This window comes from Natronobacterium gregoryi SP2 (assembly GCF_000230715.2).
Lineage (GTDB): Archaea > Halobacteriota > Halobacteria > Halobacteriales > Natrialbaceae > Natronobacterium > Natronobacterium gregoryi.
Window position 1 is genome coordinate 921,091 of the sequence record NC_019792.1, and the last position, 23,045, is coordinate 944,135.

Consider the following 23,045-nt stretch of genomic DNA (forward strand, 5'->3'; position numbering starts at 1 on the left):
GGTCCAGTCGTCGAACCGGATCGCCGAACCGGGCTGATTATACCGTTACTTCTCTAACACCCCGATATGAACCGGCGCGCCTATCTCGCTGCCGTCGGCACCGGCGTTTCGGCGACGCTTGCAGGCTGTGCGTCAGTGCTCGGAGCCTTCGACGGCGAGGAGTACCAGATCGGTATGTCCCGCAACGCGTTCGACCCCGAAGAGTACGAGGCCACCGTCGGCGAGACCGTCGTCTGGCAAAACACGAGCAGCGCCGACCACACCGTGACAGCACTCGAGGACGGCATCCCCGACGCGGCAACGTACTTCGCGAGCGGCGGCTACGACGACGAGGAGACCGCTCGAGCCGCCTGGCACGACTACCGTGGCGGCCGTATCGGTCCGCGAGAGACGTACGAGCACACCTTCGAGATCCCGGGACGGTACGTCTACATCTGCGAACCGCACTTCGAGCCCGGCACGATGGCGGGGACGGTCGTCGTCACCGAGTAACGGTTTCGCTCGCTTTTCTCTGCAGGTACCGAAGTCCCCGTTTTCCCCAGCTACGCTTACTACCCGTTCGATACTTGCTACGGCGGTCCCGTTGTGCCCACACGTCACGACAGACTTTTCACCACCCAAAGATACCACCTAGTTGTATGAGCGACTTCGACCAGTTCAGTCAGGTAGACGAGGCGGACGTAACGCGTGCGATCGGTCAGGAGTGGACCGAGGAGTTCATGGACTTCTCAGACAGCGACGTCATCGTCGTCGGCGGTGGCCCCTCGGGACTGACCGCCGCGAAGGAACTCTCCGAGCGCGGAGTGAAGACGATGGTCGTCGAGAAGAACAACTATCTCGGTGGCGGCTTCTGGCTCGGTGGCTTCCTGATGAACAAGGTGACAGTGCGGGACCCGGCCCAGAACATCCTCGACGAACTCGAGGTCTCCTACAAGCAGTCCGAGGATAGCGAAGGGCTGTACGTCGCCAACGGGCCGGAGGCCTGTTCCGGGCTCATCAAGGCCGCCTGTGACGCAGGCGCGAAGATGCAGAACATGACCGAGTTCACGGACATCGTCATCCGCGAGGACCACAAGGTCTCGGGGATCGTGATGAACTGGACGCCTGTCCACGCCCTGCCCCGCGAGATCACCTGTGTCGACCCGATCGCCGTCGAAGCCGATCTGGTCATCGACGCCACCGGTCACGACGCGATGGCAGTCAAGAAACTCGACGAGCGCGGCGTCCTCGACGCGCCCGGTATCGGCGACGCCGAGGCCTCGGCGACGGGCATGGACCAGACCGACGACGACAGCTACGGCGCGCCCGGCCACGACTCGCCCGGCCACGACTCCATGTGGGTCGGCAAGTCCGAGGACGCCGTCGTCGAACACACCGGCCTCGTCCACGACGGCCTGATCGCCACCGGAATGGCCACCGCGACGACCTACGGCCTGCCGCGCATGGGCCCGACCTTCGGTGCCATGCTCGTCTCGGGCAAACGCGCCGCCCAGGAAGCACTCGACGAACTCGAAGTCGACGCCGAACCCGTCGACGTCACGTCGCGTGCGGCACCGGCCGACGACTGACCGCGAACAGAGACAGCCGCCGATTTTTCGCGACGACGCTACGACCAGCCAGTTTCGTCGCTCCAGTTGTTTTCGGTCGCAGTGTCGTCGCTCGAGTCCCGTTTGCCCGCATCGTCGGCAAGCGACTCGCTACAGTAGTCACAGGTTCCGTCGTCGGTCGTCCGGGAGCCACAGGACGGACAGTTAGTCTTCGACGGCGTCGACGTCGAATCGTCGGAGCTGTTGTGCGCGTGTAGCTGCTCGAACTCCACGACGATCCGAAGATAGGTCCCGACACCGATCGCTACGAGTACCGCGATCGTCACTACTGACTCGGGAGTGATCGCCGCGAGCGACACTGTCGATGCCGGCCTCTTTCTCCAGCGGGAGAATAAACCTTCTGCCGACGACATTTCGCGTTCCGTGCTGGTGGGATACCGGACGCGAACGAGACTGATTGATTCGTCGATCACTGGATTGATCGGTCTCTCGTCGATGATTGACGTATGGAAGACGACCGCGACGTGACTGCCGTCCGGATCGCCGTTCGACAGGAGCTAAACCACTTCTTCCGGCGACTCGTCTCGCTGCTTCTGGCCACTCTCGGGACCCTCTTCGGTCTCGCAGCGATGGTTTCACCGTTCGTACTCGGTGGCGGTGAGTTTCTGTTCGCAAGCGGATTGCTCGTCGCCACACTCTGTAGCTGGTGGTTTCTCGGTTCGACCACCGACCTGGGCCTCGAGGAGTTGACAGAAGAACTGGACGAGCCGACAGGGTCGAACGACTCGAGCGACTCCGGCGACGGTGGCAACTCGGGAGAAACCACCGGCACCGAGTGACCCTCGCTCCCTCGGCGAAACCCACACTGTTTCGCCGGCCCGCGACAGCCGTTGGACATGAAACTCGACGTCACCGGCGCGACCGGCGGTGTCGGAAGCTGGATCGTCGATCACTGCGCAAAGGAGACACACGACATCCTTGGGGTCGACACCGCACTCGAGAATCCCGACAGCGAGGTGGCGTCCTCTAGGACGGTCTCCAGGCAAAGCGGGCGCTGAACCGTGCCCTTCCCGCGAGAGAACGCAGGCTGGATCGACTCCACGTTCCGATTCTCGATAGAGCGATTGGCACCTGGGGGAGGACCACGACGGCCGCTGGCACAAGCGCGTGAACGTGCTCGGCCAGCCCGCACTCGTGTCGGTGCCCGGCCTCTACGAGGCACCCGCCAAACCCGAGGTGTACTACAAGGGAAAAACAGCGCCACGCCTTGCTCTCGGGTGACGCGCCGCCACGGGAGGTCCTCGAGACCCAGGTCGAGGGCGATTTCCTGGTCGAGAACGACCCGCGAACGACCGGCGCCCTCAAAGGCTCCGTCCGCCAGGCGTACCACTACCTCGAGACCGGCGAGGCGTTTTGCGACCGAGAGGTGTGTCGGCTTTACAACGCCCACTCTCACGAGGACCTGATCGACGCCCAGCTACGCGAACCCGAGTTCTGTAGCGAACACGCCTGGCTGTACGCGGATTGACGGCGAGCTTCGAACCGGCATCCTCTTTTCTACCAGCCGATTTCGACGACACGATGGACGAGTTTACTGTCGACGTTCCCGTGCGTTATCGCGACCTCGACCCGCTCGATCACGTCAACCACGCGGTCTACGCGAGCTACCTCGAGGCCGCCCGAACCGACTACCTCGAGGCCGTCCTCGACGTCGCACCCGAGGAGATCTCCTTCGTCATCGCGAACCTCGAGATCGACTACCGGCGGCCGATCGTCACGGACGACGAGCCCGAGGTCGCGCTGTGGGTCTCACGGCTCGGCGACTCGAGTTGTACCATGGCATACGAGATCCGTGTCGGCGACGACATCGCGGCGACCGCGGAGACGACGATGGTCCACGTCGATCCCGACTCGAAGGGGCCAGCGCCGCTCCCCGACGAGACGCGCGAAGCCTTGCTGACTGCAAGCAGAGTCGAACCGTCAGCGTAGCCGCTCAAACCGACGCGTCCTCACTCGAGCCGTCCACCTGTCACCCGCACGACGCCGAAGACGTGCGTCTCGTCGGCGATAGCCGCCGACCGTTCCCGAAGTCGCCGGTGGGCGGCGTCGATCTTCCGGTCGAGTCGCAGGTGGGGCTCGTCTTCGTACAGCAGTTTCGTCGTCGGCGGCGTCGAGAGGACGACGATCGCCCGGAAAACGGCGTTGATCGGCGGCGCGTACCACGCGTCGCTGCGGGCCGCGTTCGCGAGGACGACGTGGCCGTCCGGGCCGACGAGGTCACACCAGTCGTCGACCGCGCCCGCGGGGTCGTCCAGCATGCCGACGACGAACGTCGCCAGCAGGGCGTCGATATCTGCGTCGCCCGCTACGGCATCGAACGGCGACTGCGTCGCGTCGCCCCGAGCCACGTGGACGTTGTCGTACTCGCTCGTCGACTCTCGCGCTCGCTCCAGGACGGGTCGCGTGAAGTCGATCCCGATGACCGTTCCCTCGGGGCCGACCCGTTCACGGAGAGAGGGCAGGTTCGCGCCCGTTCCACAACCCATCTCGACGACGGTGTCGCCGGTCTCGAGTCGACAGGCGGTCGCGGCCCGCTTCCGAAGGTGTGGGATTCCCGGCGTTCGACGCGCGATCAGGTCGTAAAGCCGAGCCCAGCGGCCGTAAAACGCCTGTGCGGACTCCGAACTCGTGCTCGCGGACATCTACAGGAGCGACCGCACCGAGTCCGCCACCGTCTCCGCGTCCGGTCCGAGGACGTAAATCAGAGGTTCAATCCCCATCCCGCCAGTCTGGTACAGCACCGTCGCCTCCGGACTCTCGTCGACTGCAGCGCCGACGCTCGAGGCCACGTCGTCCGATTCGTCGAACTCGGCGGTGACGTGGCCGGCCTCGGACAACTGTGCGAGCAGGTCCGGGTCGTACCTGACGTTGATCGCGGCGGACGCGCCAGACCCGTGCTCTCGAGCCGCTAACAACACCGTGGCGACGTGTTCGGAGACACCGAACTCGGGGTCCGTAGGGACCGTCGCCTGTCCTTTCACGTCGAAGATGCGACCGGGAACACCAGCGACGTCGTCGATGTCGCTGGCGTCGGGCGTGCACGCGACGAGGTTCGAACCCACCGCCGGAATCAACGTCACGAACCCGCTTGCGTTCTCGAGAATGCGAAGCCCGCGCCGAAGCGACGAGAGCACGCGCTCGCTGGTTCGCAGGTCGCTCTCGGGGTCGTGGACGCGAAAACTCGAGCCGTGGTCGGCGAGTTCCGGGACCGCTTCCTCGTGGAGTTGGGCGAGCAAGTCGCCACCCCCCTCGAGTTCGCGGATCAGAATCTCGATCTCGACCAGCGCCTGGACTGGCGTCACGTCGCCGGCGGCAAGCCCTTCGCCGAGTTCGTCGACGAGAGCCTGGACACGTTCGTCTTCGGCGATCCGGTTGTTGGTTGCGACGTCGCCGTGGGCGTACTTCGAGACGGCGCTCTGGCTGATGCCGAGCACGTCCGCGACTTCACTCTGGGTGAGTCCCTGTTCGCGGAGCCGTCCGGCAAGCAGCGACCGAACGGTCGGCAGGAACTCGTCGACGACGATCTCCTCGACGAATTTCATTTGCCGGAGGATACGACCGCCCCGGGAATAACTTGTCGGTACTGTAGACGAGACCGACCCACACTTATGCGAGACGGTAGCAACTGTACGCAAACGATGGCCGCCAGAACTGCTGGTCTCGCGCTCGTCTCTGGACTCCTCGCGTTCTTCGCGTTCGGAACGGCCACGTCGGCGATCACCGGGCCGCTCGTGGAGTACGAACTCCTGCTTGGCCTTCTGACTGGGGCCGTCGCCGGTCTCGCCACGACTGCTGCCGTCAGCGTCTCGCTGGCTCCCGACGTCCCACCGGGCCGACGACGCGCCGCAGGAACCGTGACTGGCTTCGGCGCGGGTTTTTTCGTCGGCCTCGTCGGCGGCGTCGTCGTGGGACACTTCGGGCCGATCCAGTCGACCGGCGCAGGGTTCCTGCTCGGCCTGCTCGGCGGGTACGGCGTCTCTCGATCCGACTTCGCCGACGAACCGCAACCGATCGAAGAGTGACTACTCCTCGCGCTCGAGTTGGTCGCCGCCGAACTCGTGGTCGCCCTGGATGCGTGATGCCTGCGGGCCGTCCTGGTCCTGGTACTTCGAGCCACGCTCGCTGCCGTAGGGACGGTCGGATTCGGTCTTGAGTTCGGTGAACGTGAGCTGCGAGATGCGCATCCCCGGCGTGAGCGCGACCGGTGCGGTACCGAGATTCGAGAGCTCGAGGGTGATCTGGCCGCGGTACCCCGGATCGCACAGCCCCGCAGTTGCGTGGACCACCACAGCAAGCCGCCCCAGCGAGGAACGGCCCTCGACGTGGGCGATCAGATCCGACGGAATCTCCACGCGCTCGTGGGTCGTTCCGAGCACGAAGTCGCCGGGATGGAGGATGAAATCATCGCCCTCGTCGACGACCGTCTCGGTGACGTACTCGTCGACCTCCTGCTCGGAGTTGGGGTGGATACAGGAGATGTTCGTCCGCTGGAACTCGAGGAACTCGCGGCCGAGTCGTAGGTCGACGCTTGCCGGCTGGATCTGCAGTTTGGGGTCGTCGAGCGGATCGACGACGAGGTCGCCCTCCTCGAGTCGCTCGAGGATGTCCGCGTCGGAGAGGATCATACCCGTCGAGTCGAACGGCTGGCGTGTAAACGGTTCGATCCAATCCGAAAAATAGTCGTTACTCGACGGCGGCGTCGATCGTTTCCACGAGGTCTTCCTCGACCAGTTCGTCGTCGACGAAGACCGTCGGCGTCGCCTCGACGCCGTTGGCGTCACCGTAGGCGTGATCGGCCTCGACGGCGTCACGGTACTCCTCCTCTTGGGCTGCCTCGCGGATAGCGCCACCGTCGAACCCGAGGTCGTCGGCGACGGTCTCGATCGCGTCGTAGGAGTAGTCGCCGAAGTGATCGTAGATCTCGGCGGAGAACTCCCAGAACGCCTGGTCACCTTCCGTCTCGTAGACGGCACGGGCACCACACGCGACGGCCCACGACCAGGTCTCGTCGACCGGGAGCGGATAGTCGCGTTGCTCCAGTCGGATCAGTCCGGGTCCGACGTAGTTCTCCTGGAGGTACGGGAGCATCTGGAACTTGAACTGCCGACACGCGTCACAGGCGAAGTCCTCGTAGACGGTGACCGTCACGTCCGCGTCCGGGTTCCCCGCGACCGGCGGCTCTGGCGGTTCCGGCAGCTCCGCTGGCTCCGACGACTCGTCGTCTCCGAGACAGCCGGTGGTACCGATACTCGCACCTGCGACTGCAGTCGCTGCGAGAAAAGACCGTCGCGTTCCGTCCATACTGTCCGGTAACGAGGCCGTCAGCAAATACGTGACGGACGGTTCCGGCCGTTAGGATCGCCGACGCTTTACCGATCGCCCGCGATATTCCGGGTATGAAACAGGCCATCGTCGCCCGCACCGATATCGGAATGGGGCAGGGAAAGCTCGCCGCACAAGTCGCCCACGCCTCGTTGTCGGCCTACGAGAAGGCGGACGGGCGAATCCAGGATCGGTGGAAAAACGGAGGACAGAAGAAAGTCGTCCTGAAGGGAGAAAGCGAACGCCAGCTACACGAACTCTCCGAAATCGCCGACAGCAAGGGAATTGCCAACGCTCTAATCCGCGACGCCGGCCACACACAACTCGAGTCCGGAACCGTCACAGCCCTCGCGGTCGGCCCAGCCGAAGAAGAGATCGTCGACCGAGTCACCGGCGACCTCTCGCTGTTCTAGTACTCCACCAAGCGTCGACTGCTGAGTGAACCCAGACGACTGCATTCGGTTTCACTCATCCGTTCAGGCTTGCCAAAGCACTAGTAGCGTCCCAAGTCTACTCTGGCTAGTGCACTCTACTCCTGATCGAAAATCGTGATCGGTTTGGACCAACTCTCAACTAGTCGGTCCACGGTTGGGATGGTACTAGTAGTGTCCCAAGTCTACTCTGACTAGTGCGCTCTACTCCTGATCAAGAATCGTGATCGGTTTGGGCCAACTCTCAACTAGTCGGTCTACGCTTGGGACGGTACTAGACGTCCGGTGGGACCGTCCCGAGGTGCGCCCGGTCGCCGCCAGCGGTAGTTATTTATCACCGATCGTGGACGATCCGGCTATCATGGCAGTCCTCTCGACTGAAGACGAAGGAAAGTTCCTGATGGACGTCCGCGGCGAACAGATCGGGATCGTCACCGAGGTCGATCCCGTCGAACAGGTAGCCTACGTCGATCCCGACCCGAGTCTCACGCAAGCGTGGCTCCAGAGTCTCGGCCGCGGCGACGCTGGCGAAGACGACCTCGAGATCCCTGCCGAGAACGTCGAAACGGTCACGGACTCGGAGATTCGCGTCAATGCTGATCTGAGCAGCGAGGCCTGACGACGGCAAGAACGAACCGATTTATCCCCGGCGGCCAAAGCGCCGACAACGACCATGCGCCCGGCACACCCCACGGAACAGGCCGTCGGTATGCAACACTACGTCAGCGACGCCGACGGCGTCGGCGGCCGACTCCGCGCCGCCGACGACCACTTTCGCGTGCGTGAACTCGAGCGGTTCTCCACCGAATCCGTCGACGCCGACCCGGGCGGCTACCCACACGTCGTCTTCCGGGCGACGCTCCGTGGCTGGGACACGAACGACTTCGCCGCTCGCGTCTCGGACGCACTCGGGGTCTCCCGGGAGCGAGTCGACTGGGCAGGGACGAAAGACAAGTACGCCGTCACGACCCAGCTATTTTCCGTCGACGGCGTCGACCCCGACGCGCTCGCAGCCCTCGAGATAGACGGCGTCGACCTCGAGGTGCTGGGACGGGCGGGCCGTGGCCTCGAGTTCGGCGACCTCGCAGGCAACGCCTTCGAACTCGTCGTCAGCGAACCCAACAGGCCCGAGACGGCCGCGGAGATCACGGACGAACTCCGCGAGTTCGGCGGCCGGGAGAGCGAAGATCGAGAGATCGGCGTCCCCAACTTCTTTGGCCAGCAGCGGTTCGGTAGCCGTCGGCCGATCACCCACGAAGTCGGCCTCGCGATCGCTCGCGGCGACTGGGAAGGCGCGGTGATGGCCTACCTCGGGAACCCGGCCGACGCCGAACCCGAGGGGACCCAGGAGGCTCGCGCGTTTCTCGAGGAAACTCGTGACTGGGAGGAGGCGCTCGATCGATTCCCGAACCGGTTGCGGTACGAACGCTCGATGCTGCACGAACTGGCCGAGTGTACGGGCGACCCCGACGAGAAGACGTTCCGGGCCGCACTCGAACGCGTCCCGTCGAACCTCCAGCGACTCTTCGTCCACGCCGCCCAGTCGTACGCGTTCAACCTGATGCTGGGCGAACGCCTCGAGCGCGGCCTGCCGTTCGACCGTCCCGTCGAAGGCGACGTGGTCTGCTTTTCCGATACCGGCAGCGACGTCCCCGACGAGCTCGTCTTGCCCGACACCGACCGACTCCAGCGCGTCGACGAACGTCGGGTCGGCTCCGTCACGCGCCACTGCGAGCGCGGCCGGGCGTTCGTCACCGCACCACTGGTCGGCACCGATACCGACCTCGCCGACGGCGAGCAAGGCGAGATCGAGCACAACGTACTCGAGGACTTGGGGCTCGCGCCAGCGGACTTCGACCTCCCCGACGAGTTCCACTCGAGTGGCACCCGGCGGGCGATTCTCGTCCGAACGGATCTGGCTCTCGAGAGCGATCCGCTTACACTTTCGTTTTCCCTTCCAAAAGGGTCGTACGCGACGGTCGTCCTCCGTGAATATCTGAAAGTCGATCCGGTCGACCTCGGATAGCGATCCGTCTCGAGCAGCGAAGCGACACCGAAGGCTCTCGTGGCGGAGAAACGGCAAAAAGCCGAGCCGTTCGTTACGGTTAGTCGCCGGTCGCGACGTCGTCTTCGTCGACGTCGACGGCCGTCGCTTCCTCTTCGGCGACTTCCTCGGGGTGGGCCTCGAGGGTTGCCTTCTGTATCTCGACGCGGCGAAGCGGGTAGATCGTCTTGGCCTCGCCGTAGATCGCCGAGGAGAGTCGGCCTTCGACGACGCTGTCGATGAGCTCTTCGAAGCTCCGGTCGGCAGCCGCCTCCTCGACCATCTGGACCATCTGGTCGCGGATGGCTTTCTCCTGGCTCGCGTCGGCCTTCTTCGTCGTAAACGCGACAGGCTGGACCTGGACGCGGTAGTCGTCCGTCGTGAGGACGGTGACGTAGGCCTCGACCTTCGAGGCACCGCGTCGGACCAGCGAACGCAGGTAGTCACGGGTCAGGGAGTGTTCCATGAACTCCGTGTACGCCGTGTCGCTGCCGACGTCGTTGATCTTGAAGGTGAGTTTCGTGTTGTTCTCGCTTGCCGCTCCTTTCAGATCACCGAGCGTCGTCTCGATAGTTCGGTCGTAGAGCTTTTCGGGTTCGTCAGCGGGGGTCTCGCCGAGCTCCTCCCGGTCGAACTGCTCCGGGGCGAGCACGGTGTACCACCGCTTCTCCTGTTTCGCACGTGAAACTGATCGTTCACTCATTGTTGTCGTGTTGTCTGGTGGACGCAGATCCCGCGTCCGTCGGTTGTCGATTCGGTGCCGCTGTGGCTGTGACGTCTACTGCCACCGCCAGATTGACCACGTAGTCGTCGACCGTCGAGTGAAGTCCACCCGTCGTCTCGCGTTCGATGTGCGTGACGACGGTATCCGCCTCCACGGTCGTCTCCATCTCGTCCGTGTTGTCCGGCTCGAGCGCCCGCGCGACGAGTTCGGCGTCGTCGTGTTCCGTTCGGATCGTCGCCCGCCGGCTCATAGGACCTCCCTCGCAGTCGTGACGACCGTCGATCGATCGACGGCCGGATCGTACCGCAGGTAGCCCCGACGGCGGCCGACGTCGTACGCGACGCCGCCGATCTCGATTTCTGATTCGAGTTCGCGGGCGATCCGTTCGACGGTCGCCCCGAGCGGATCGTCGTCCCGGGTCGCGATCGCAACCTCGCCACCGTCGGCGGCGACCGCGAGCACGACCGGTTCCGGCGAGCGGTACGCGACGGCGAGGCGAGCGATCGCCTCGACGGGGCCGTCGTCGATCCCAACGACGAACAACCCGTCGTACCGACCAGTCGAAGCCGACTCGAGAGTCTCGTGAGCACAGCGACCGTACTCGCGCCAGGCCGACAGTGCTGGCTCGCGGGCGTCGTGCCCCATCGCGAGGGCGACGCCAGTTCCCGGTTCCGTTCGCGCCGTCGCCTCGAGCACGTCGGCATACCCGCCGACGGTGGCAAACGGCGCGTCGGGCGTCACGTACGGCTTCAATCCGTGCCGAATCGCGTTCGCTGCGGTCTCGGTCGCCTCCTCGGCTCCGACGACGTCGAGTGCAACCGCCGAAGCGATCGCACGGTAGTCGGCCTCGCCAAAGTCGTCGGACTCGAGGTCGACACTCGAGGTGAGCGCCTCGCGGGCCGCATCGAGGTCACCCGACCACGGTCCACATAGACGCGTCGAGTGAGTGATTCCGTCGACCGGATCGGCAGTCGGGACGGCGACGCCCGGTCGTCGATCGACCAGATCGCGGTCCGTAGCGGTCTCGAGCACCCACTCGCTCTCGCCTGCACCCGGCTCGACGCCAGCGGCGACGAGGCCGGCGAGGGAGAGTACCGGGTCCGGCGTGACACCGAGTTCGCGAACGCGGTCGACAGCCGCGAGCGTCGCAGGACGATCGCCCGCGTCGAGTCGCGCTACGTCGGCGTCTACAGCCCCGACGACGAGCGTCAGATCGCCCTCGTCGCCGGGTGCCTGGACGCGGTCGGTTCGCTCCGCGACGGTTCGACCGACGGACACCTGAAACGGCGTCCCCCGTTCCGCGAGCGCTCGCGCGACGATACCACTCGCAGCCAGCGCGTCACCGTCCGCTCGCGTCACGAGCCGGACGAACGCAGCGCTCTCGAGGCCAGGCGTGGCAGTCGTCGACTCGACGGGACGACTGTCGGTGGACATCTACTTACTGCTCGTCGAGCAGGTCTTTGGCCTGTTCGTAAGAGTAGGTGAAATCCGGCTCGAGCTCGTCGCCACGGTAGTAGTCGACGAGTCGACGGACTTTCGACTCCGTGTTCTGCAGGGCCCGCTTGTTCTGGTGGTCCTGCTGGTTCTGCTGGACGTGCTCGCGCAGACGCACAGCACGTTCCATCAGATTTCGGAGATCCTCGGGAATATCCGACTTGGCGTCGTTCTCCTCGAGAATCTCGGTAATTTTCTTCCCAGTCGCCAGCTTGACGTCCGGGATCGGCGTGCCCGTGACACCTTCGTCACGCAGCTTGATCCCGATCTGACTGGGATCGTAGCCCTGCTCTGCCAGTTCGACGACCCGGTCTTCGATATCGGCCGAGTCGACGTCGCTCCACTCCGGCGGTTCGTCTGCCGTCGGCTTGTCCGAACCGGACGAGCCACGACGGCGGGTGTGCATTCGTGCCATTGATCGAGGATAGGAACCGCACTGACCGCACGATAGCGCGCCAGTCGACCGAAACGACCGACTGACAATGCACTTCCGCAATCCCAAGTCACCGCAAGGGTGACGAGTCAGATTTGCGGCCGTGCGCTTCCCACTGAGCCTATCACTACGACGAACTAAAACGTTGCGTAACCGGCTGGTGACCGTGCTGGCGTGACAGAGACTCCCGCACAGCGCCGGGTAAATTCGTGGGGTTTATACTCGAGTGCACCAAATCGATAGTTGCGAACGAGGGCTCGTAGATCAGAGGTAGATCACTCCCTTGGCATGGGAGAGGCCCCGGGTTCAAATCCCGGCGAGTCCACTATTCTTGCGCGGCTCACAGACCCGTGAGCTGTGCGAATCGTCGTCGAAGCCCAGATTTGAACCCCTCTGATACGGATTACTGTAACGATTTACCGGCGCAACCGCCGCCCGGGTCGCAGTTGTGCCGAAAATGACTTACAGTAAACCGTATGAGTCGTCGCTCGCGTAGCGAGCGAAGCGAGCAGGACCGTCTCACACTGGATTCAAATCCCGCCGATCCTACTCGCAACCGATTCTCACTCGTCGGCAACTCGAGTGGCGAACCCACAGAAGTTCTCGAGCATCTGTTTTCCGACGCGAAGCGAGATACCGTCCTCGTTCGTGGCGCCGTCGTGACCGCGCGTGAGGATACTCTCGGGGTGGAACTGGACCGCGAGATGGGGTTTCTCGCGGTGGCGAACCGCCATCAGGACGCCGCGTTCGTCGGTCGTCCGGGCAGTCTCCTCGAGTGTGTCCGGAAGGTCGTTGCGCTCGACGGCCAGCGAGTGGTAGCGTCCGACCTGGAAGGTCTCGGGCAGGCCGTCGAAAATCCCCGTCCCGTCGTGGCTGACGGTCGATGGCTTCCCGTGGACGACTTCGGGCGCGTGAACCACGGGCGATCCGTTCGCCGCACACAGCGCCTGGTGCCCGAGACAGACCCCCAGGATGGGGTACTCGGTCTCGGCGAACAGCGGGATCGAGATGCCCGCCTCCTGTGGCGTTCCGGGGCCGGGTGAGACGACGATCCCCGTGGGATCGAGGTCGCGGAGGTCCCCGAAATCGATCGCGTCGTTGCGCCGGACGATCACCTCGTCGGCCACCTCGCCGACGTACTGGACGAGGTTGTAGGCAAACGAGTCGTAGTTGTCGATCACGAGAATCCGAGTGTCGTCATTCATCGGCCTCACCTCCGTCGCCCTCGTCCTCGAGTACGGCACCGCTCGGTCCACCATCGGTCTCGAGCGCCATCTCGGCTCGTTCGCCCAGCGCGTCGTCGACGGCAGTGATGAGCGCGCGGGCCTTGTCGAGCGTCTCGTCGTACTCGCGGGAGGGTTCGGAGTCGTGGACGATGCCCGCGCCGACCCGAAGGTGGTACTTCTCGGCCTGGCAAACGAGCGTTCGGATGGTGATGTTCAGCGTCGCTCGGCCGTCGAAGCCGAATAGTCCGACGCTTCCCGTGTAGGGACCGCGCCGCGTCGCCTCGAGTTCGTCGATGATCTCCATCGTCCGTGGCTTGGGTGCGCCGGTAATCGTCCCGCCGGGGAAAGCCGCTGCGACAGCGTCTGCGAGCGTCTCGCCCGTTCGTAGCTGGCCGGTCACGTTCGAGACGAGGTGCATCACTTCCGAGTAGCGGTCGATCCGCCGGTACTCCTCGACCTCGACGGTGCCGTACGCACAGACCTTCCCAAGGTCGTTGCGCTCCAGATCGACCAACATCGCGTGTTCCGCACGCTCTTTCTCGTCAGAAAGGAGGTCGTCCTCGAGTTCGGCGTCTTCCTCGGGCGTCTCGCCGCGCGGTCGCGTACCGGCGATGGGTTCGGTGCGGACGAAGTCGCCGTCTCGCTCCAGTAGCAACTCCGGACTTGCACTCACCAGATCTGCCGCCCGGAACTCGAGCAGACACGAGTAGGGCGCGGGGTTGACACGCCGCAGGGCGTCGTAGGCCGCGACGGGGTGGACGGCCGCGGGCGCGGTCAGCCGCTGGGAGACGTTCGCTTGAAACGTATCGCCGTCCCGGACGTACTCCTTGGCGCGCTCGACACGGTCGGAAAAGGCCTCTCGCCCGCAGTCACTCTCGAACGTTGCCTCGGCGGTCGTCACCGGCGGCTCGCCGACCGCCGGATCTCCCTCGAGGGCGTTTCGGGCGAGGTCGAGTGCTCGCCGTCGGCCGCGTTCGTAGGCCGACTCGACGTCGTCGTCGACGCGTGGACACGCCGTGACGCGAAGCGTTAGTTCGTCGCCCTCGACCGGCCCCTCCCAGGCCGCCAGCCGGTCGTAAACCTCGACTTCGAGTCGCGGAAGCCCTCTGTCGTCGGCCGCGGAATCGGGCAGTTCCTCGAGTTCTCGGGCGACATCGTAGGAGAGCCAGCCGACGGCACCACAGGGGTACGGAACCGTACACTCGCCGCGGACGAGTCGATCGTCCGCGAGCAGCCCCTCGAGTGCAGCAAGTGTGGACGACCGCGCATCGTCGGTTCGCGTCACTGCTTCGGGACCGACGGTCAGCCGGTCGACCGGATCGACGCCGAAGTAACCCCAGCCCGGCTGGCCGCCGGTCGTCTCGAGGAAGACCCCACCGGAGTCGTTGCCGTCACGCGCTCGACGGTAGGCGACGAACGGATCGTCGACGGAGATCCGTACCTCGACGGGAACGCGCCGGGGCGTCACCCGGTCGGACGACGAGTTCGCGTCCTCGGCAGCGGCAGTCCGGAACGCGTCGGGCGTCGTGAGGACGCGTGGCTCGGTCATACCCTCGAAAACGAGATGGAGAATAAATCGTTTTTCGGTCCGTCAGCCGAACTGCGGCACTACCTCGATGGCACAACCGCCGCTCGGACCGCGGTTGGAAAGGGACACCGTTCGGGAAGCTTGGCAAGATGATTATCTGACTTCCGCCCTGTCGATCCAGCCCTGGATGCGCTTCTCAGAGACATCGGTCTGCTCGGCGAGATCGGCTGCGTCGGCTTCGGCGAGGTCGTCGACAGTTTCGACGCCAGCCTCTGCGAGACGGTCGGCGTAGGCTGGACCGATGCCTTTGATGCCGTCGACGGTTTCGGGCTCGGAGTCGGTTTCGGGCTCGGAGTCGGTTTCGGGCTCGGAGTCGGTTTCGGGCTCGGAGTCGGTTTCGGGCTCGGAGTCGGTTTCGGGCTCGGATTCTGGAGACGAACCCTCGTCCGGCAGTTCGTCTTCGGATTCGACACCCCGACTCTCGTCCGGCGTCGTCTCTGTCGTCGGGGCAGCGTCGGTCTCAGTCGGGCCAGTTGCTTCGGCCGGTTCGGCTGCGCTCTCTGGCTCCCGTGCCGGCTCGACGATCGAATCTGTCGATCCCGAGGCGGGCACACCGGCTGCTGCGGCTTCCTCCGTGACGTCTTCCTCGTCGACATCGCCGACCGTCGGCGGCCCTTCCCGCTCGACGGTAACGCCGACCTTTCCGGGGGGCTGACCGTCCGAGCTCGAGTCGTCGAGTCCCAACAGTGACTTCAGTTTTTCGAGGATTGCCATCGTTCGAACGTAGAGGGCTTTGGCACTTAAATTCCTCCCATCGATAGTCGAAACGACGAACTATCGGTCGTTACAGTCTCGATCGCAGCGCGTCGTTCATCGCCTCGACGGGTGGCTCACGACCGGTCCACAGTTCGAACGCTTCGACTCCCTGGTAGAGCAACATCCAGGCCCCGTCGACGGTCGTCGCGCCCGCGGCGGCCGCGTCACGGAGGAGTCGCGTTTCAAGCGGTCGGTAGACCGCATCCAGCACGGCCAATCCGTCGTAGAGCGCGTCGGCCGGAACCGGCGTCGCGTCCTCTTCCAGGCCGACGCTCGTGGCGTTGACGAGCACATCCGCCCCCGAAAGCAGTGCTTCGAGCGTTCCATCCTCGAGTCCGTGCCCGGTCGCGTTTGGCACCTCGTCGGCGAGTTCGTGGGCCGTAGACTCGGTCCTGTTCGCGATTTCGACGGTCGCACCGGCGTCGGCCAGTCCGAACGAGATCGCACGGCCGGCACCGCCGGCACCGACGACCACCGCGGTCGCCCCCTCGACAGTCACGTCGTGCATCCGGAGTGCCCGGAGTGCGCCCGACGCGTCGGTGTTGTGTCCCGTCGGCTCCGATCCCGAGAAGTCGATGGTGTTGACCGCGCCAATTCGCGTCGCCATCTCGTCGACTGCGACGGCGTCGGTCTCGAGTACGTCCTGCTTGAACGGGATCGTCACGTTCAGCCCGGTAATGCCGAGCGTTCTCGCCCCCTCGATCGCGGCCCCTAGATCGTCGACGGCTGGCTCGAACGTGACGTAGCGAGCCTCGAGTCCGAGTTCGTCGTACGCCGCCTCGTGCATCGGCGGTGACAGCGAGTGTTCCACAGGGTTGCCGAGTAGGCCGAACACGTCCATCGCCATAGCCGATACTCGACGCCGGTGAGACATAATCGGTCGGGTTCGACGGATCGAACAGCGATGCGCTACCGGTGCTGGTCGAGCCACTCGAGGATCACGTCGTCGGGCACCGGACCGATCGCCAGGATCTCCCGCTCGTCGCCGGGTTGCCAGCGAACCGTGTCGCTCGAGTCGACTAGCACCAGCGACGGGTAGCTTCGAACCGAGTCGTACTCCATGACCGTCGCGTCTGGGTCGACGAGTGCGGAGAATTCCGCTGGACTGTCGGCCCAGTAGTCGGCGACGAGGTCGACATCGGATTCGGGCGAGATCGCGTGTATCGAAACGTCGCCGACGGCGTTTTCGACTACCGCAAGCTCGTCGTTCTGTGGGTTGCAAAGCTCACGCGTCACGACTGCGTTTCGTGGTCGGGTGCCTCGTTACCAAACCCGCTGTCCCGCCCGGAAGCCACACTGACTTGGCTCAAGACGCCGACAGCCGACCGGCGAACGTCCACGTGGGGATGCTCGTCTGTGACGGGCACTGGTCTGTGACCAGCACAACCCCACGATGTCAGTCGTGGGAGAAGTCAGTCTCCCTCTCCCTCTTCCTCCTCCCCGTCCTCGTCGCCGACGAACTCGTAGGTCGCAATTTCGCTCGAGTCACAGACCCGACACCGATCGACCGGTTCGTCGAACTTCGAGCCACAGTGTCGACACTCTCGGAGCACGCCATTCTCGTCGACCGTCTCCGACGGCTGCAGGAACTCGGGGAGCAGGTTTTCGATCGGCATCTTACTCGAGTCCAGGCGAACTGACCGGGCTCTCGTCGTCCGGCCCGCGGAACCCTCTGAGCGTCGGTTCGTCGCTCTCGCTCGGCGAAAAGACGGTTACGACGTCGTTCGGGCGGATCTCCGTGTTGCCCTGTGGCGTGATGACTGTATCGTCACGCTCGATCGCGACGACGAGCGTCTGTCCCTCGAGAACACCGTCCTGTGCCGCGTTCTCTAGCGTCCGACCGGCGATCGGCGCGTCCTCGTGGACCGTCACCTCGACGACTTCGGCACCGCCAGTGAGGCTGATGTAGTCGGCCAACGGTTCCCGACGCCGGCCGTCTGCGGGTCCGTACGGCGCGTACGGAAAGTCGTGTTCGGTCTGGAGCAGGTACTCGTCTTCGATCTCGACGTCCAGTCGCTCGAGTTCGCGGCCGACTCGGCGGAGGTCGGACGTATCTGTTCCCACCGTGAGCACGTGGAGATTGATCCGCCCGCCCATCAGTTCCCGGACGTTGATGACGCCCGGGATCGTCCCGATCTTCCGAGCCGCGGCCTCGACCTCGCCGAACGGAACGTGACAGAGAAAGAGATTCATCAACGAACCGTCGGCATGTTCGAAGTCCACGGTGGCGTGATACCCCTCGATGACGCCGTGTTCTTCGAGTTGTGCGATCCGGTTCCGGATCGTCGCTCCGGAAACGCTCACTTCCTCCGCAATCGCCGGGGCCGACGTATTTCGGGCGTCAGCCATCAACGCGTAGATGATCCGCCGGTCGATCTCGTCGAGTCGATAGCCGTTCCCACTACCGTCTCCCATACCCTACGTTCCGTGATGCCGGAATAAATACCCACGGTATTTTTCGCCTCGCAATACCTGTGCGTAATATTTTTGGATCGAAAATCCGGCAGGCGGAGCGCGTCGGTGCCGACATCTCGTTCCGGATCGTTTTTACCACGATCTCGACTACCAACCCTCATGCTCTCGGAGACCGGAGTCTTCGTCGTCCTCCTGGGAGCCGGAGTCATTGCACTGTACGTCGGTGCCGAACTGCTCGTCGCCGGAGCAGGACGGCTCGCACTCGGACTGGGACTCCGGGCCGCAACCGTCGGCGTCACGGTGATCGCGTTCGCGACGACCGCACCCGAACTGTTCGTCGCGACGATCGGTGCACTCGACGTCTCGACGGACGTCGGACTGGGAGCGATCATCGGTTCGAACATCGCGAACGTAGGTCTCGTTCTAGGGGTGACCGCACTCATCAAGCCCCTCGCGGTCAGCGAGCGCGTGCTGCGCCGCCACGTCCCCACCATGGTAGTCGCGGCGCTGCTGTTGCTCGCGTTCGCCGCCAACGGCCGAATCGGCCGACTCGAGGGCGTTCTCTTCTTGCTCGCCCTCGCCGGATTCACCGCGTGCTTGCTGTACTACGCCGGCGTAGACCAGCCACCCGTCACGGACGCTCCCGATGCTGGCACGGGGGCCACAGCGAGAGACGTCGCACTCGTCGGCGGTGGCCTGATCGCTCTCGTGGTCGGCTCTCGATGGCTGGTCTCGGGCGGGACCGGTCTGCTGTCGGCGCTCGGTTTCTCTGATCTGTTTATCGGGCTGACCGTGCTTGCACTCGGAACCTCGTTGCCGGAACTGGCGGCCTCGGTCGTCGGCGCTCTCCGAGGCGAAACCGCGTTTGCGATCGGCAACGTGGTCGGCTCGAATATCTACAACGTCCTCGCCGTCCTCGGAATCGTCGCCGTCATCACGCCGATCGAGGTCGCCACGAGCACGCTCCGGTTCGAACTCCCCGCACTGGTCGTCTTCACGCTCGTCCTCACCGCGATGATGGGCTACGGGCGTGGGCTCTCTCGAGTCGATGGGGCGGTTCTCGTCGCGGGCTACGGGGCGTTCGTCTACCTACTCTTTCCGTGATGCACGGCGCGGAACACGAAAGTCGCTCGTGTGCCCACCGGACACGTCGTTCTCGCTACGCTGGCGACGCCGCAGTCGCCCGGTTTTCCCTACGTTTCCGGTACGGCCGCGTCCCGAAGCGGCTGCACCGTGACGTCGGGACAGCACGCCGAATCAGTCGACAGAGGCGACTCCCGTTCCACCTCGACTGACGAGTCGAACCGGCCCACACGACCGAAGCCGACCCCGGAGTGCAGGCGTGGCCCGCCACTAGCGCTCGAAACACTACTCCCCAGCCAGGCGGCTCGTCGGACCTCGGTGACCCCGTGGCCGGTCGTGGCGCGATTTCGACTCCCGGCTCGTCGACAGGCGAAGCCGGCCAAAACGATTCATACTGCCGGCCAAAACGACGTGACGATCGGTCGCTCTGCTGGGGCCGTCACCGAGGGAGACGGCCGCGAATCCGCCGCCGACTTCGTATTGACTTCTACCCGACAGTATCACCAGCCGGCATCGTGACCGACGACCCCGCCGTCGGCGTTCGCTCGCCCGTCTCCGGAGCGATCTAGCTGATCGGTTACGGACTCGAGCGGGCTCTCGCTCGCCCACTCGACCCGCCACAGGTCGGCGTCGGTCGCGAGCGCAACCGTCCGTTCCGTGCGATCGTACTCGAGGAGGCCGACGTCCGCCAGCACGGGCAGGTGGTCGTGAACGAGTGCGATCGTGAGCGACGACCGTTCGTCCGCCGGATCGTCCTCGCTGGTGACGAGTGCCGTCACGAGGTCGTCTACGCGGACGACGTCGCATCTCGTCGCGAGCGTCCCACAGATCGTCCGGCGACGGGCCGGCGCGAGCGCGTCGAGCGTCCGGTCGAGACGGTCCGTGTCCATGCCGGGGCTCTCGAGGAGCGTGTGAACCCAGTCCGTCTCGAAAACGGGGTGGTCGGCCAGTGCGAGAGCCGTCCCGTCGTCGGTCGACTCTCGGACGACGATGCCGGCATCGACGAGCACCGGGACGTGACGATGGACGAGCGCGATTTCGGTCCGCGAACAGTGGTCGTCGGCGACGATCGGCCGATGCTGTTCTCGACTGGTGATCTCGGTTGCAAGCCTCGAGAGCGGAGCGTAAGCGTCGGGTTGGTCGCCAGTACATTCGATGAGGGCACGGAGCAAGTGCCGTCGACGGGACGCGGCGAGCGCCTCGAACATGGCCGTCGTCAGGCTGTCGCCAGCGAGTATTTGGCTCATAGTTCGGCGTAGCTGACGAACGGGTGTAAGCGACGTACCAGCGATATCTGGTACGACACAGTAGTACTCGTCTGTACTCATCGAAACGCCACCCTTCGAGCGCCGAAGGGCGGAAAGACGCTATCGTGGATCGCCATCGAAGAAGGCAGCCAGCAGCTTCCTCTGGGCGACCCGGAGATGCTGGTGGAACGTCTGGCGAGCGATTCCGAGCTGGGCAGCGAGGTCGCCGGCATCGCTGCGACGTCTGGGCCACTCGAAGTAGCCGCCGTAGTAGGCCGCCTCGAGGGCAGCCTGTTGTCTGTCGGTAAACTGTGTTTCGACGATCTGCCGGAAGTCTCCGCGAGTCCGGACCGGCCGATCGACGGTGTGTTTCGAGACCAGCGTCGTCTCTGGGTAGACCGAGGTGACGGCGTCGACGAGTCCGCGAACGTCCGCGTCGGGGCTGACCTGCACGATGTCAGTCGAAACGCCATCGTCGACGACTTTCGACCGGATTCGGCCGCCGTGCTCGGCGAGTAGACCGGCGATGGTCGTTTCGCCGACGACGAACTCCCAGCGACTTTCTTCGCCGTCGACATCTACCGATCGAGCGTCCGTGATCGCGTCGTGTCCCCTTGTTGCTTCGCGGAGTCGGTCCGGATCGGCCTCCGAAGCAGTGACGTAGTAAACGAACGCGTCGTCGGTCATCGGGAGGACGTGATCGACGGCGAGACGACACTCCGCCAGGTGAGAGAGATCGACGAGGATGTCACCCCGGTCGGTCGACTCGAACTCGAGTTCGACGACCGTGTCCGTATAGAGGAGTCGGCGCAGCGTCATCGCGTGGCTCGCGTGGCCGACCGTGCCGCCGAACTCCTCGAGAACCTCGAGTTCGCGATCAGTAAACGGCGACGACTCGCCAGCCCCGACGACGATGACTCCCAGTTCGCGGTCGCTGGCGACGAGTGGGACGACCGCGACGGCACCGTACCCGTACTCGCGGGCGTCGGCTCGCCACGCGTCGACGTCGCGCTCACGGAGATTCGTGTACGCCCGAACGCTTCGTTTCTCGACTGACGGTCCGTCCGGAGCCACGAACGAGTCCAGCACGGCCTCGAGACCGCACTCGTCGATTCCCTCCCCAGCCCACGCCTCGAGAACCGGCCGGTCGCCGGTCGACTCCGTGCGCCCGATCGCAGCGAACCGGTAGAGCGCCGTCTCCGCGAGTCGCTCGACAGCGACGGATTCGATCTCCTCGCGGCTCTCGGCAGAGACGGTCGACTCGTCGATCGCCCGGATAGCGTCGTTGAGTCGGTCGAGACGTTCGAACTCCCGCTCCCGTTCCTTTCGATCGCTGATGTCACGACCGATGCCGATAAAGCCATGAACTGTCCCGTCCCCGTTGGTGATCCGAGTGCTGTTGAACTCGTAGGGAATCCGATCGCCGTCTTTGGTCACCAGCTCTGCCTCGACGGCGACGCGGTCGCCGCTCCCTAAGACGCGGTCGATCGCCGCGTCGATTCGCTCTCGATATTCTGGCGCGACGAACTCGAGTGGGTCCATCTCGGACAGTTCCGTCTCGGTGTACCCTGTTACCGTCGGCACGCGGTCGTTCCACTTGCGGTATCCTCGCGTCGTGTCGAAGGCGTAGACGATGTCAGGTTGGGCTTCGAAGACGCTCTCCAGAAACGCCTGCTCCTCCCGGAGTTGGCGCTCGCGTTCCTTCCGTTCGCTGACGTCGCGGCCGATGCCGGTGAACCCGAGTACGTCCCCCTCGTCGTCGGTGATGGGGGCGCTGTTGAACTCGTAGGGGAGTCGCTCGCCATCGTTGGTCAGGAGGTGGCCGTCGGCGGTGACGCGGTCGCCGTCCTCGAGAACGCGATCGATCGCTGCGGCGATTCGGTCCCGGTCTGTCGGTGCGATCAACTCGAGCGGGCCGAGCGTCGCGAGATCGTCCACGTCGTAGCCAGTCACGTCCTCGAGTCGGTCGTTCCAGTCGCGCAACTCGCCGTCGACGTCGTAGGCATAGAGAATGTCGGGCTGGGCGTCGAGGACGCTCTCGGTGAACGCCTGCTCGGTGCGCAGTTCGTCTTCGCGTTCGTGGTCGGCAGTTCGATCGTGGACGACCCAGCCGTAGCCGTCAGGGCTGTCGTCTGCGACTGCGTCGACGCCTACGCCGCCACTGTCGACGCAAACGGGAAGGAGGAGCTCCTCGACCCAGCGTCGCTCCCCGTCGCGCCGAACGCGCCAGTCACGCCCCGCGGCCCGTCCGTCGGCCCGTGCCCGCTCGAGTCGTCGTTCCGGCCGTTTCTCTTCCCGTTCCGGTGCCGGAAAGAGGACGCGGTAGTGACTCCCGACGATCTCGTCTCCGTCGTACCCCATAATCCGCCTCGCAGCGTCGGTCCAGCTCACGATGCAGCCACTGGCGTCCAGTATCGCGGCGGCGTAGTCGTCGACGACTGCGGTCACGTCCCGAACGTCGAGCTGTACGTCGGCTAGCTCGCCGCTTTCTTCCGCGACGGCGCTCTCGTCGCCGGGTGGCCCATCTCGCTCCGTGTCGGTCATTCCTGCTTGCTGTGGTGAGAGTTCTCAACGCACAGCCACGAAAAGCCAGGGGTGACTCTCGCAGCGGACACCCAGCGTTGGCGCCAGCAGGAAACAGGCGGTTTAACGGTCGCCGACACTCGACGACGAGT

At 64.8% G+C, this 23,045-nt stretch carries 28 protein-coding genes, 1 tRNA gene and 1 pseudogene; 12 read left to right on the forward strand and 18 right to left on the reverse strand.

The window, feature by feature from the left end; genetic code table 11:
- Nucleotides 1-66 precede the first annotated feature (66 nt).
- Together NATGR_RS04470 and NATGR_RS04475 are read left to right on the forward strand one after the other, a co-directional pair.
- Nucleotides 67-492 (forward strand): cupredoxin domain-containing protein, encoded by a 426-nt coding sequence (locus NATGR_RS04470; protein WP_005581191.1) that lies wholly within the window; start codon nucleotides 67-69, stop codon nucleotides 490-492.
- A 146-nt stretch (nucleotides 493-638) separates the two neighbouring features.
- The gene (locus NATGR_RS04475) at nucleotides 639-1,568 is read left to right on the forward strand and encodes a sulfide-dependent adenosine diphosphate thiazole synthase (protein ID WP_005581189.1); all 930 of its coding nucleotides are present in this window, start codon (nucleotides 639-641) and stop codon (nucleotides 1,566-1,568) included.
- A 38-nt stretch (nucleotides 1,569-1,606) separates the two neighbouring features.
- Here NATGR_RS04475 and NATGR_RS04480 read toward each other — a convergent pair whose 3' ends face one another.
- Nucleotides 1,607-1,873 carry a hypothetical protein gene (locus NATGR_RS04480; RefSeq protein ID WP_231990845.1) on the reverse strand — a complete coding sequence of 89 codons (267 nt, stop codon included), beginning with the start codon at nucleotides 1,871-1,873 and terminating at the stop codon, nucleotides 1,607-1,609.
- 180 nt (nucleotides 1,874-2,053) lie between these two features.
- Here NATGR_RS04480 and NATGR_RS04485 point away from each other — a divergent pair, with 180 nt between their 5' ends.
- From NATGR_RS04485 to NATGR_RS04495, 4 genes and pseudogenes are all read left to right on the forward strand, one after another.
- On the forward strand, nucleotides 2,054-2,386 hold the full coding sequence (locus tag NATGR_RS04485) for a hypothetical protein (protein ID WP_005581185.1): 333 nt from the start codon (nucleotides 2,054-2,056) through the stop codon (nucleotides 2,384-2,386).
- Between the two features lie 57 nt (nucleotides 2,387-2,443).
- A complete protein-coding gene (locus tag NATGR_RS19245) occupies nucleotides 2,444-2,605 on the forward strand; it encodes an NAD-dependent epimerase/dehydratase family protein (RefSeq protein WP_005581184.1) in 162 nt (53 codons plus the stop codon).
- A pseudogene (locus NATGR_RS20615) lies at nucleotides 2,578-3,075 on the forward strand (DUF7001 family protein); the annotation flags it as partial. The gene NATGR_RS19245 and the pseudogene NATGR_RS20615, both read left to right, overlap by 28 nt.
- Before the next feature lie 53 nt (nucleotides 3,076-3,128).
- Nucleotides 3,129-3,536 carry an acyl-CoA thioesterase gene (locus NATGR_RS04495; protein WP_005581183.1) on the forward strand — a complete coding sequence of 136 codons (408 nt, stop codon included), beginning with the start codon at nucleotides 3,129-3,131 and terminating at the stop codon, nucleotides 3,534-3,536.
- 20 nt (nucleotides 3,537-3,556) lie between these two features.
- Here the strand turns inward: NATGR_RS04495 and NATGR_RS04500 are convergent, their stop codons facing one another.
- Nucleotides 3,557-4,249 (reverse strand): class I SAM-dependent methyltransferase, encoded by a 693-nt coding sequence (locus NATGR_RS04500; protein ID WP_005581182.1) that lies wholly within the window; start codon nucleotides 4,247-4,249, stop codon nucleotides 3,557-3,559.
- A complete protein-coding gene (locus tag NATGR_RS04505; protein WP_005581181.1) occupies nucleotides 4,250-5,149 on the reverse strand; it encodes a thiamine-phosphate synthase family protein in 900 nt (299 codons plus the stop codon).
- A gap of 96 nt (nucleotides 5,150-5,245) precedes the next feature.
- Between NATGR_RS04505 and NATGR_RS04510 the strand changes: the two genes are divergently transcribed.
- The gene (locus NATGR_RS04510; protein ID WP_015233329.1) at nucleotides 5,246-5,629 is read left to right on the forward strand and encodes a hypothetical protein; all 384 of its coding nucleotides are present in this window, start codon (nucleotides 5,246-5,248) and stop codon (nucleotides 5,627-5,629) included.
- Here the strand turns inward: NATGR_RS04510 and dcd are convergent, their stop codons facing one another.
- Together dcd and NATGR_RS04520 are read right to left on the reverse strand one after the other, a co-directional pair.
- Nucleotides 5,630-6,232: a dCTP deaminase gene (dcd, locus tag NATGR_RS04515; RefSeq protein WP_005581179.1), complete on the reverse strand. Its 603-nt coding sequence runs from the start codon at nucleotides 6,230-6,232 to the stop codon at nucleotides 5,630-5,632.
- A 58-nt stretch (nucleotides 6,233-6,290) separates the two neighbouring features.
- Complete coding sequence (locus tag NATGR_RS04520; protein WP_005581178.1) at nucleotides 6,291-6,908, reverse strand: thioredoxin domain-containing protein; 618 nt, start codon at nucleotides 6,906-6,908, stop codon at nucleotides 6,291-6,293.
- 95 nt (nucleotides 6,909-7,003) lie between these two features.
- Here NATGR_RS04520 and pth2 point away from each other — a divergent pair, with 95 nt between their 5' ends.
- The 3 genes from pth2 to truD all read left to right on the forward strand — a co-directional run bounded on the left by pth2 (nucleotide 7,004) and on the right by truD (nucleotide 9,386).
- Nucleotides 7,004-7,342 (forward strand): peptidyl-tRNA hydrolase Pth2, encoded by a 339-nt coding sequence (pth2, locus tag NATGR_RS04525; RefSeq protein WP_005581177.1) that lies wholly within the window; start codon nucleotides 7,004-7,006, stop codon nucleotides 7,340-7,342.
- Nucleotides 7,343-7,721: 379 nt separating this feature from the next.
- Nucleotides 7,722-7,979, forward strand: a complete 258-nt coding sequence (locus NATGR_RS04530; RefSeq protein ID WP_005581174.1) for a hypothetical protein — start codon at nucleotides 7,722-7,724, stop codon at nucleotides 7,977-7,979.
- A gap of 54 nt (nucleotides 7,980-8,033) precedes the next feature.
- Nucleotides 8,034-9,386, forward strand: a complete 1,353-nt coding sequence (gene truD, locus NATGR_RS04535) for a tRNA pseudouridine(13) synthase TruD (RefSeq protein WP_005581173.1) — start codon at nucleotides 8,034-8,036, stop codon at nucleotides 9,384-9,386.
- Nucleotides 9,387-9,465: 79 nt separating this feature from the next.
- On the opposite strand, the gene NATGR_RS04540 is transcribed toward truD, so the two are convergent.
- From NATGR_RS04540 to NATGR_RS04555, 4 genes are read right to left on the reverse strand one after another with little or no spacing between them, the layout of a single operon-like run.
- Nucleotides 9,466-10,107, reverse strand: coding sequence for a 30S ribosomal protein S3ae (locus NATGR_RS04540; RefSeq protein WP_005581171.1), 642 nt, complete (start codon nucleotides 10,105-10,107; stop codon nucleotides 9,466-9,468).
- Nucleotides 10,100-10,378, reverse strand: coding sequence for a KEOPS complex subunit Pcc1 (locus tag NATGR_RS04545; RefSeq protein ID WP_005581169.1), 279 nt, complete (start codon nucleotides 10,376-10,378; stop codon nucleotides 10,100-10,102). Before NATGR_RS04545 ends, NATGR_RS04540 begins: the two co-directional genes overlap by 8 nt.
- A complete protein-coding gene (locus tag NATGR_RS04550) occupies nucleotides 10,375-11,562 on the reverse strand; it encodes a hypothetical protein (protein WP_005581167.1) in 1,188 nt (395 codons plus the stop codon). Before NATGR_RS04550 ends, NATGR_RS04545 begins: the two co-directional genes overlap by 4 nt.
- A gap of 4 nt (nucleotides 11,563-11,566) precedes the next feature.
- Nucleotides 11,567-12,037, reverse strand: a complete 471-nt coding sequence (locus tag NATGR_RS04555) for a 30S ribosomal protein S15 (RefSeq protein ID WP_005581165.1) — start codon at nucleotides 12,035-12,037, stop codon at nucleotides 11,567-11,569.
- 271 nt (nucleotides 12,038-12,308) lie between these two features.
- On the opposite strand from NATGR_RS04555, the gene NATGR_RS04560 reads away from it, so the two are divergent.
- Nucleotides 12,309-12,380 (forward strand) — tRNA-Ala (locus tag NATGR_RS04560).
- A gap of 238 nt (nucleotides 12,381-12,618) precedes the next feature.
- Here NATGR_RS04560 and NATGR_RS04565 read toward each other — a convergent pair.
- From NATGR_RS04565 to NATGR_RS04595, 7 genes are all read right to left on the reverse strand, one after another.
- The gene (locus NATGR_RS04565) at nucleotides 12,619-13,260 is read right to left on the reverse strand and encodes an anthranilate synthase component II (RefSeq protein ID WP_005581164.1); all 642 of its coding nucleotides are present in this window, start codon (nucleotides 13,258-13,260) and stop codon (nucleotides 12,619-12,621) included.
- A complete protein-coding gene (gene pabB / locus NATGR_RS04570; RefSeq protein ID WP_005581163.1) occupies nucleotides 13,253-14,830 on the reverse strand; it encodes an aminodeoxychorismate synthase, component I in 1,578 nt (525 codons plus the stop codon). The genes NATGR_RS04565 and pabB overlap by 8 nt, the downstream gene beginning before the upstream one ends.
- Before the next feature lie 132 nt (nucleotides 14,831-14,962).
- Nucleotides 14,963-15,583: a helix-hairpin-helix domain-containing protein gene (locus tag NATGR_RS04575; RefSeq protein WP_015233330.1), complete on the reverse strand. Its 621-nt coding sequence runs from the start codon at nucleotides 15,581-15,583 to the stop codon at nucleotides 14,963-14,965.
- Between the two features lie 70 nt (nucleotides 15,584-15,653).
- Complete coding sequence (locus NATGR_RS04580) at nucleotides 15,654-16,466, reverse strand: shikimate dehydrogenase (protein ID WP_005581161.1); 813 nt, start codon at nucleotides 16,464-16,466, stop codon at nucleotides 15,654-15,656.
- A 68-nt stretch (nucleotides 16,467-16,534) separates the two neighbouring features.
- Nucleotides 16,535-16,861: a TlpA family protein disulfide reductase gene (locus NATGR_RS04585; RefSeq protein WP_005581160.1), complete on the reverse strand. Its 327-nt coding sequence runs from the start codon at nucleotides 16,859-16,861 to the stop codon at nucleotides 16,535-16,537.
- 176 nt (nucleotides 16,862-17,037) lie between these two features.
- Entirely contained in the window at nucleotides 17,038-17,241 is a 204-nt protein-coding gene (locus NATGR_RS04590) for a hypothetical protein (RefSeq protein WP_005581159.1), read from the reverse strand.
- Between the two features lies 1 nt (nucleotide 17,242).
- Nucleotides 17,243-18,040: an Lrp/AsnC family transcriptional regulator gene (locus NATGR_RS04595; RefSeq protein WP_005581158.1), complete on the reverse strand. Its 798-nt coding sequence runs from the start codon at nucleotides 18,038-18,040 to the stop codon at nucleotides 17,243-17,245.
- Between the two features lie 159 nt (nucleotides 18,041-18,199).
- On the opposite strand from NATGR_RS04595, the gene NATGR_RS04600 reads away from it, so the two are divergent.
- Nucleotides 18,200-19,144 (forward strand): calcium/sodium antiporter, encoded by a 945-nt coding sequence (locus tag NATGR_RS04600; RefSeq protein ID WP_005581157.1) that lies wholly within the window; start codon nucleotides 18,200-18,202, stop codon nucleotides 19,142-19,144.
- A gap of 479 nt (nucleotides 19,145-19,623) precedes the next feature.
- Here the strand turns inward: NATGR_RS04600 and NATGR_RS04610 are convergent, their stop codons facing one another.
- Together NATGR_RS04610 and NATGR_RS04615 are read right to left on the reverse strand one after the other, a co-directional pair.
- Nucleotides 19,624-20,370 (reverse strand): DUF7344 domain-containing protein, encoded by a 747-nt coding sequence (locus tag NATGR_RS04610; RefSeq protein WP_005581154.1) that lies wholly within the window; start codon nucleotides 20,368-20,370, stop codon nucleotides 19,624-19,626.
- Nucleotides 20,371-20,490: 120 nt separating this feature from the next.
- Nucleotides 20,491-22,914: a PAS domain S-box protein gene (locus NATGR_RS04615; protein WP_005581152.1), complete on the reverse strand. Its 2,424-nt coding sequence runs from the start codon at nucleotides 22,912-22,914 to the stop codon at nucleotides 20,491-20,493.
- Nucleotides 22,915-23,045 lie beyond the last annotated feature (131 nt).